General features: G+C 55.4%; 10 protein-coding genes. 6 read left to right on the top strand and 4 right to left on the bottom strand.

The genetic code is table 11. The features are described 5' to 3' along the window. The 4 genes from thiD to ACWVCN_RS10830 all read left to right on the top strand — a co-directional run. The coding region (thiD, locus tag ACWVCN_RS10845; protein WP_455245703.1) for a bifunctional hydroxymethylpyrimidine kinase/phosphomethylpyrimidine kinase at positions 1–509 on the top strand (509 nt) is incomplete at its 5' end. A 6-nt stretch (positions 510–515) separates the two neighbouring features. Beyond that, positions 516–1787, top strand: a complete 1272-nt coding sequence (locus ACWVCN_RS10840) for a hypothetical protein (RefSeq protein WP_455245702.1) — start codon at positions 516–518, stop codon at positions 1785–1787. A 25-nt stretch (positions 1788–1812) separates the two neighbouring features. Further along, entirely contained in the window at positions 1813–2592 is a 780-nt protein-coding gene (locus ACWVCN_RS10835; RefSeq protein ID WP_455245701.1) for an alpha/beta hydrolase, read from the top strand. Between the two features lie 11 nt (positions 2593–2603). Further along, positions 2604–3053, top strand: a complete 450-nt coding sequence (locus ACWVCN_RS10830) for a hypothetical protein (RefSeq protein WP_455245699.1) — start codon at positions 2604–2606, stop codon at positions 3051–3053. Positions 3054–3067: 14 nt separating this feature from the next. On the opposite strand, the gene ACWVCN_RS10825 is transcribed toward ACWVCN_RS10830, so the two are convergent. From ACWVCN_RS10825 to ACWVCN_RS10810, 4 genes are read right to left on the bottom strand one after another with little or no spacing between them, the layout of a single operon-like run. Then, positions 3068–3886, bottom strand: a complete 819-nt coding sequence (locus tag ACWVCN_RS10825; protein ID WP_455245698.1) for a formylglycine-generating enzyme family protein — start codon at positions 3884–3886, stop codon at positions 3068–3070. Next, positions 3883–4542: a class I SAM-dependent methyltransferase gene (locus ACWVCN_RS10820; protein ID WP_455245697.1), complete on the bottom strand. Its 660-nt coding sequence runs from the start codon at positions 4540–4542 to the stop codon at positions 3883–3885. The genes ACWVCN_RS10825 and ACWVCN_RS10820 overlap by 4 nt, the downstream gene beginning before the upstream one ends. A 43-nt stretch (positions 4543–4585) precedes the next feature. Beyond that, on the bottom strand, positions 4586–5101 hold the full coding sequence (locus ACWVCN_RS10815; protein ID WP_455245696.1) for an MOSC domain-containing protein: 516 nt from the start codon (positions 5099–5101) through the stop codon (positions 4586–4588). Further along, complete coding sequence (locus ACWVCN_RS10810; protein WP_455245695.1) at positions 5098–5961, bottom strand: 50S ribosomal protein L11 methyltransferase; 864 nt, start codon at positions 5959–5961, stop codon at positions 5098–5100. Before ACWVCN_RS10810 ends, ACWVCN_RS10815 begins: the two co-directional genes overlap by 4 nt. A gap of 38 nt (positions 5962–5999) precedes the next feature. Here ACWVCN_RS10810 and ACWVCN_RS10805 point away from each other — a divergent pair, with 38 nt between their 5' ends. Continuing rightward, positions 6000–7823, top strand: coding sequence for a MutS family DNA mismatch repair protein (locus ACWVCN_RS10805; protein WP_455245694.1), 1824 nt, complete (start codon positions 6000–6002; stop codon positions 7821–7823). Positions 7824–8212: 389 nt separating this feature from the next. Further along, on the top strand, positions 8213–8709 hold a 497-nt coding region (locus ACWVCN_RS10800), incomplete at its 3' end, for a hypothetical protein (protein ID WP_455245693.1).

The raw sequence follows: 8709 nt of genomic DNA, 5'->3' as shown, positions 1-8709 counted from the left end.
CGCAAAATGTCACGAACCTGGTCGTTGATCCCGTCATGATTTCGAAAAGCGGCCACCCGCTGATCAAACCGGACGCCGTCGAGGCCATGAAGCAGCAGCTGTTCCCTCTTGCCTTGCTTGTGACACCGAATGTCCACGAAGCCCAGCAGCTGTCCGGCATCGAGATCAAGTCACTGGCGGATGCGCGACGAGCCGCGAAAGTGATTCACGGATTCGGGTGTAAGCACGTCTTAATCAAGGGAGGGCATCTCCTCGCCGAACGCGCCACGGACCTGCTCTACGATGGACGCTTTTTTAACATCTTCAAGGGAGAGTTTATCGAAACACCCCACACCCATGGGACCGGCTGCACCTATGCCTCCGCAATTACGGCTCATCTCGCAAGAGGCAAGAACCTGGCCGACGCGGTGCAAACCGCAAAGACTTATTTGACGGAAGCCATCCGCCATAGCTTGGCTATTGGACACGGGAATGGACCGACCAATCATTTTTACTTTCTTGGAGGGTGATGCGCGATGCGCTGCACTCCGCTGACATTTTTACTGACCGGCTTTGCCTGGCTGCTCCTCGCATCCCTGCTCGGCATCGCTACGTTAGTCGGCCTTGTCCAAGGCACACCGCTTCCGCCATGGCTCAAATCGATTCATGTGCACGGATCGTTGGTGGGAGGGCTCCTTCAACTGGTCATCGGCAGCCTCCTCGTTTCATTGGAACGATCCACTGCGCAGAAGCAAGCCTACTCCCAATCACGTCCGGCCCTGTTCTTCGCCTTGAATGGCATCACGATCGCGTTGCTGATCGCTCTGTGGCTTGGGGAAATGACGCTGGCCGGGATCTTCGGCGTGATCCTTCTCGGCGCCGTTATGAACACGGCCAGAGAAGCCTGGCACCACTCGCGGAAGATATTAAACGGACCGAGCGGAGTCAGCTGGGTCTACCGGGGAGCCGTGACGGCCTTGTTGCTCGGCATCATCATCGGAGTCTCGATGGCCTTCCGTCTCTACCCCGAGTACTACGCATATCTGCGGCTGCTGCATGTTCATCTCACCGTCTTGGGTTTTTTTACTGTAATTTTTTTCATCGGCAGTCATCAGATGCTGCCCGCCGTCTTGCAGAGGGAATTGGTTCACCTTCGGATGGCTGACATCATGTTATGGGCCATCCCGATTGGGTTCGCGGCGTTGCTCGGCGGCTTTGTCACCTCTTCACTTAAATTCGAATTGGCGATTGGTGGTCTTTTGCTCATCGGTGTCGGCATCTGCACCTACCGACTTCTCAAGACCTGGATTCGATCGGACATCTCCGGTAGCGCAGCGTCCGACCATCTGCTGATCGGCATCTTCTTTCTGATGCTGGCAACGGCGGCCGGCATCGCCATAGGTGCCAATTACCTGCCGGCGCAACCGATGTTTCCGATCGGATCCCTGCACGTAGTGGCCTATACCCACCTGGCCTTTGTCGGATTCATGGTTCAGAGCGTTTGCGGCGCGCTCTCGTACGCGCTACCCACAATCCTTGCGGCGAACAGAGTCCAGAATCATAAGAAACGAGGCCCATACCATGAGGAACTCGACGCCATCATGAACAGATGGCGAACAGTGCAACTGGGAACGATGAGTCTTGGAGCGATGGCTCTGGTCATCCTTGCCGCCCTCGTGTGGAGCTTCCCGCTCAATTCCTTGTATGTGCAATGGGCGGTGTGGATCGCGGCCGGCTCACTCCTCGCCGGCTTGACCCTCTTCACCGCCAAGTTAGCTTGGGCAGTTGGACTTCAACCGGCCCCGTAAGGCTGTCTATCCTACCGGCAACTCCATGGAAGAAGCGCTGACGTTTCAAGACGAATGGGGACATCGAGTCTCTGCGACCCTCAGCCGTCCGGAACAGGACGCCCACGCGGCCGTCATCCTTTGTCACGGCTTTCTGTCCAATAAGAACAGCACGACGAACAGGACATTGACGAGGCTGTTGAACGAGCGTGGACTGACGACGTTTCGGTTCGATTTTTTCGGCCAGGGAGAGAGCGAAGGGTTGTTCGAAGACATCACGACTTCACTTGCCATCGGGCAGGCTAAGGCTGCTATTTCAGTTGTTACTTCGCTGGGTTATCGGACCATCGGCCTCGTAGGCTCGAGTTTTGGAGGACTCGTGTCTATCCTCACGGCCTCTCAGAGACAGGACATTGCCTGCCTGGCCCTCAAGTGTCCGGTGGTGGATTTTGCGGAAGAGCTTCGCTTAGAATTCGGTCAGGACGAGATGGCCCGCTGGCAGACAACGGACACGATCCCGAACATCCTCGGAGGGTCGGAACGCGTCCGGCTGAAGTACCTCATGTACGAAGACTGCCTGCAGCAGATCGCCTATGAGCCGGCCACTCATGTGTCAGCGCCAACATTGATCGTGCAGGGACAGAAAGACGAGATGATTCCTCTGCATCAAAGCCGCCGGCTCTTTGAATCGCTCAGGGGGCGCAAGCGACTCGACATTTTGCCGGAAGCAGACCATCAGTTTACCCGAGGGGAAGATTTCCGCGCGATGACGGCATCGATAACTCAGTGGCTGGAAATGCACCTGGTTCCCTCGTATATGTCATAGCCGAGGTTCTGATGATTACCGAAGGCACCCAACACGTTCTCACGGTTCTCTACCCCCTGTACAAGGAGGAAGTGTACAAGCGCCGCGAACAGATGATGCGGCTCACCGCCTTCGGAGCCTTCGGGCTGATCGCCATGCTATTCGCCTTGATGCTGAGCCCCCTCAAGGGCCGGCTCTCGTCGCCGGAATCGTTCCTTCTCAGTCTCTCCGCGCTGGTGTGGTGCGGGCTATTTTGCGGGCTGGTCTTGCAGCAACAATATCGCCACCGCTTGGCCAAGCAGGTCCTGATCCAGCTCGAACAGGCGCTCGGGTTTTTCGAAGAAGGCTTGATTATGGAAAACCAGGCCCTCTATCCCAGGAAATGGAAATCCGCATGGCTCGGCGACCGTAGCGGAGAGTTTTACATTTCCTCACTCTGCCTGCTGACCGGTTTCTTCCTCATCACCCTGATGATCCTTTGACGACTGCTGTTCCGTTACTTCGCACACCGGAAACCCGTATAACTGTTGCGGGTCCTAGGCGGAAGTTTGAAGCGGCTGTACGTCAATAAATACTTTGCCAGATCAGACCACGATCCGCCCCGCAGGACTTTGAACTGGCCCCCTTCAGGACCTTGGGGGTTTTTCACAGGAGAGGCCTCATAATAGTTCGTCAGATACCAGTCCTGTACCCACTCATAAGCGTTGCCAGCCATGTGATAAAGGCCGTAGGGACTCCTCCCTCGGTCGAGTGAACGTACAGGCTTGAGCACCTGGTTGTAGCTAAACCGCGCTCCGATCGCGAAATTGGCAACATCGTTCGTTGGCACCTGATTACCCCAAGGATAGCGTCGGCCATCAGTTCCCCTCGCCGCCTTTTCCCATTCCGCCTCGGTCGGCAACCGCTTCTCTTTCCAACGACAATACGCGTCTGCGTCGTCCCAACTCACACCGACAACAGGCCGATCGCCATGCTGACTTAGCTGCACCGATTCCCATTGCCACGGCGCCGTACGATCTGTTGCCGAAATGAATTGAGCGTACTGTGACGTCGTCACTTCGTAGAGGTCGATTGAGAAGGTCTCCAGCCATACCGGATGCAGGGGGCGTTCATCCGCCAATGCTTCGTTCCCCTCCCGTCCCATCATAAATTCTCCGGCCGGAATCTCTACCATCGGCGTGTCGGCCACGGGCATTCGTTGCGCTGATCTGGCCTTCCTCAACCGGTCTAACTGAGCCCAGGAGACACCACTGCCCAACACGCTTACAAGCATGAAGACAATGACCGCAACGGCAGAAGATGGCGTTAATTTCAATGAATGATTCCTCCCACCACCCAATGGCGATCATCAATCACGTCGATCAGCAGCCGTGTCAGATTCATACGAGCCAGTTGAGATGTAACCTCGTCTTCAGTAAAAGCAGCGCGCAGCGAGTTATAAAAATCGCGACGGAGAATTTCCGGTTCACCGGCTGCATAGCGGTCAACGATCGCTTGCGCCGCCTCAGGTGATTCCGGACGCAACAGGTCCATGATAAGAACCGGCGAACCCGGTTTCACCAATTGTCGAAGGCGATTCCAGAACTGCAGAGGATTCGGCACATGGTGGAGAAGACTGTTGGAGATCACAGCATCAGCCAGGTTGGCGCCGGCAATATCCTGAAACCGCTCGCAGCGAAAGGTGATGCGATGGGCTAATCCAGCTTCAGCAACCGTCCTTTCGGCTAACCGAATCATCGGATCGGAAGCATCGAAACCGGTCACGCGGCAATCAGGCAGAGCTGTGGCCAGCCGGATCGGAATATCCCCGGGACCACAACCAAGATCAAACACCTGCCCTTTAGAAAAGTCCGGAAAGTACTCGCGAAAGCGATCGACGAAACCTTGATTTTCTTCCTCGAAGTCGGCCCCGGCATAGGCCAAGACCTGCGCCTCATCTTCCATAAGCTCCGGTTCAAGGATGCGATCCATGCTTCATTCCTCAAACAGGCTAAGGTCAAGGCTGAGGGTCAGCTCATTGTGAGGGAATGAACTGCCCCTGGCCTTTAGCCTCGATAACGACCTCGTCTCCCGGGCGGACAATACCGCTCTGCAAGACTCTCGCATACAGGCGGCTCCAGCCAGGGTTCTTTTTTTGCGAGATCCTCGAGAACTCTCCGTCACGAAACCAGCGGGCATTCCATTCGCACGGCGCACAGTAGCTGGTCAACTTCAGACGCACGACAGGGCCGATGTTCAGATGTACACCCGGCTCAAGCTTTTCCCATTGAACTCCCGCCAGTGTGAGATTTTCTCCCGACGAACCAGGGTCGATCGAGTGCCCCTCATCTTGGAGTCGCTCGATGAGCTCCAACGAAAACACACAGACCGCACGATCCGGACCGCCATGAACCTTGAGATTGCGCTGTCGATCGCCATCCAATCCCTGTTCCGTAACCTTAGCTTCGAGGACCGGCAACTTCGGCAGCCCTCCGTCTGAAATATTAATCTGATGCACATGAGGGTACGGCGGCCGGCCTGAATCCCTCATGACTCCCCTCCCTCACAGGATTGCCCGCGGGTAAAGCCGATCGCAATCCATCCCTCTCGCTCCCGCTGATCAACCGGATAGAATCCCACGCGCGCGAACGCTTCTCTAATCTCTACACCTTGGTCATGTAACAGACCGGACACGATTAGCATTCTTTTGGTGCAAGCAGCGAGAGGCTCCGCCAAAGATAGGAGGGTTTGTCGATCCAAATTGGCCAACACGATGTCGTACATCTGGTCACGGTCGAGAGTTCCGCACTGGAGTGCCAGTTCCTCGCCGAATTGATTCAGCCGAGCATATTCCTTCGAACAATCAACCGCTACAGGATCGTTATCGATCCCGGTTGCCCTGCCTGCCCCCAACCTGAGTGCGACCATCGCCAGAATACCGCTACCTGCCCCAACGTCCAGGACGGTATCACCAATACGGACGACCTCTTCGAGCCATTCCAATACCATCCGAGTTGTCGCATGGTGGCCGGTCCCAAAGGCCTGTTTGGGGTCGAGGATGATCTCAATCTGCTCCGGCCCAGCGGCAACATTCTCCCAGGTCGGTCTTATCACAATCCGTTTCCCCACCCACAGCGGCTTCACGGACTGCGCCCAACGCCTATTCCAATCTTGATCCGGAAGCGACTGCACGAGAATTCCTGGAAGATCGACTCCAGCCCCATCCAATTGATCAAGCACCTTGCGAAGGCGAACAAGATGGTCAGGAGACCAGACAGGATGCGGCCAATACAGGTGGATCGTTTCCCCGTCTTGCCAGGCCCCTTGCACGTTCGGATCGTCGAGCAAACTCAACAATTCCCCCGCATCGACAGGTGAGGCAATCTGGACATCCACCCATTTGGAATTCATTGACGACATGACGTCCTTCAAGTAAGGTCGGCTACCAAATGGCTACATTTTCCCGCGCAACACGACTCGAGCAACTCCTCGCAAGGGTGCAACGTCTCATCGATAGGGGCACAAGCGGCAGCTCACGTTTCACAAAATGGCGTTTGGGAATCTTCATCGCAGGAGCCCTCTGCAGCGTCACTTTGTTCAGATCAGGCTGGTACAGCACCGGGAACCTCGTGCTCGCGGGCTTCGTCGTCCTTTTCCTGATCGTCGCCGCCTATCATAACAGCCTCGAGCATCGGATTCATCGGTTGCGGATTTGGCATCAGATCAAGTCCGTTCACCTTGCGCGCGTCCGGCTTGATTGGACGACAATTCCTCAGAAATCAGTTGATGTCCCATCGTCACATCTCTATGCACTGGATCTAGATCTGATCGGCCCCCACTCGCTCCTGCACCTCATTGACAACACGGTCTCAGACCAAGGACGTCTTCGCCTGAACTCGTGGCTGCTCAAGCAACCGCCGGACACAGCAGCATGGGCAGCCCGTCAACGGCTGGTGAAAAAGTTGAAACCTCGATCACTTTTCCGCGATCGGCTCGTGTTGGAAGCACATCTTGCCGGCGAGCACGAAATCAACGGACGGCGCCTCGAAGCGGCCCTGAATCATCCGGTCGGATTTCCCCATCTCGAGACAGTGCTCATTGTTCAAAGTCTCCTTGCCCTGACAACCATCTTCCTCGTAACCGGGACGCTGCTGGATTGGTTTCCGGGGTACTGGATGTTCTCGTTCGCCCTCTACGCCATGATCTACTTCATGACCGACCAGGGAGAAGAACTCCTGGAACACGCCGTCGGGCTTCACCACGAGATGGAACAACTGAGCAGAGTCCTGCGGTATCTCGAACGGCATGCGAGGGGATCACTATCAGCTCTTGCTGACGTTTGCCGACCGCTCCTGGTCCCAGGCAAAACGCCCTCGTCGTTGACCAAACAGGTCGCCCGCGTGCTGCACGGTATCAGCATCAAAGCGCATCCACTTGTGCATTTGGGCTTCAACGCCATCTGCCCATGGGATCTCTTCTTTACCTTTCGGTTGAAGAGATTCCAACGCCGGATTCAAGCGGAGCTGCCGGTCTGGCTCGATCGATTGGCAGAAGTGGAAGCGGCCTCCGCGCTTGCAACCTTCGCCTATTTGCATCCATCCTTCGTATGGCCTCAACCGGGAACCCGTGCCGGAGTGACGGCCGGCGCGCTCGGCCATCCATTGATTCCACCCCATACCCGCATTGCAAACGACCTCGATATCTCCGGCCTCGGCACCATCCATCTCATCACCGGCTCGAACATGTCCGGCAAGAGCACGTTTCTACGAACGATCGGCATCAATGTCTGCCTTGCGCAGGCCGGCGCGCCTGTCTGCGCGACTCGCTTCGAGTGGAGTTGGAGCCGCATCGGCTGCTGCCTCCGCATCAACGATTCGCTGGATGCTGGCTTGTCGTTTTTCTATGCCGAGGTGAAACGATTGAAAGCGCTCCTCGCAGCAACCGAGGACAAGACGGCTCCCCCGATACTGTTTCTGATCGATGAGATTTTCAAGGGGACGAACAATCGCGAACGGCTGATAGGAAGCCGCGCCTACATTAAGGCACTCTCGAAAGGAAACGGATTTGGCCTAGTGAGCACGCACGACCTGGAATTGACCGACCTCCAGAAAGAAATTTCTTCCCTCACAAACGCGCATTTCCAAGAAATTGTCGCCGACGGCGCGCTCGAGTTCGATTACACACTGCGTCCAGGTCCCTGTCCGACCACCAATGCACTGCGGATCATGGAGCTGGAAGGACTCCCGGTGCCTCTCCCTGACAAATTGGGTTGAAGAGATTCTCCGCAAATCGCTTTATCAAATGATATCGGCGATCGCTTCATACCAATGAAGCGAATGGGCCTCAGCGCAACTGAAAGTACGAGCGCTTCCACAAGCGTTCGGGACAATAGATGAATTTCTGTGTTTAAGCGAACCATGTCAAAACGGTCGCCACATTACGGAATACGGAATTTTTTCCTCTTAATGCCAACGAAACGTTTTTCATCGGAGCAAGCACTCCAGTTTCACTCAAACAACGGCATTATCGTGACCGATTCGAATGGTGTATGACATTACAGCCTCTCTGACCTTTGCGCCACTGTAGTCTCACAAATACCCCCAATCTCTCCGTTCTTCGATACTGGCGTGGTCTATATTCTTGTGCTATGTATGCGCCACCTATGGCCACCATGATGAGTCAAAAGCTTACGACACCTGTTTTTCACCCTTGGGCAACCTGTCTCCTCACCGGCATGCTCATTCGACACCTTGAAGCCTGTAATCCCGAAGCCGCGAAAGAGCTTAATCACCGCACATTGTTCGATGGCCTTGACGCCTTCAACGACCTTCGCGATCCTCACGGCTATCTCCTGGATCCCAACAATTGGGTTCCCCACGAAGTATTACGGCGATTGCTACTCCAATGCGAGCTTTTAACGGGCCAAAAGGATGTCGCCTATCAGGCAGCGTTGTCGCACTATAGTGAGGCGAAAGGGAAAGCTCCTACGTTACTGGAAACCATTGGGCTTTTAGTAAATAACGTCAACGCGCTACTGATGTCGGCAGGACATTGGGCTTCCGCCTACACTAACTACCTAACCCTTCAAACATTTACACGTACAGCTGAGCCCGGCATTCTTTATCTTCTTTCTTCATATCGATCCCCAGTCCGCCCTCT

The sequence above is a fragment of the Petrachloros mirabilis genome (assembly GCF_975968855.1).
The sequence above is the reverse complement of the archived record's forward strand: the minus strand, read 5'-3'. Positions and strand labels throughout refer to the sequence as shown.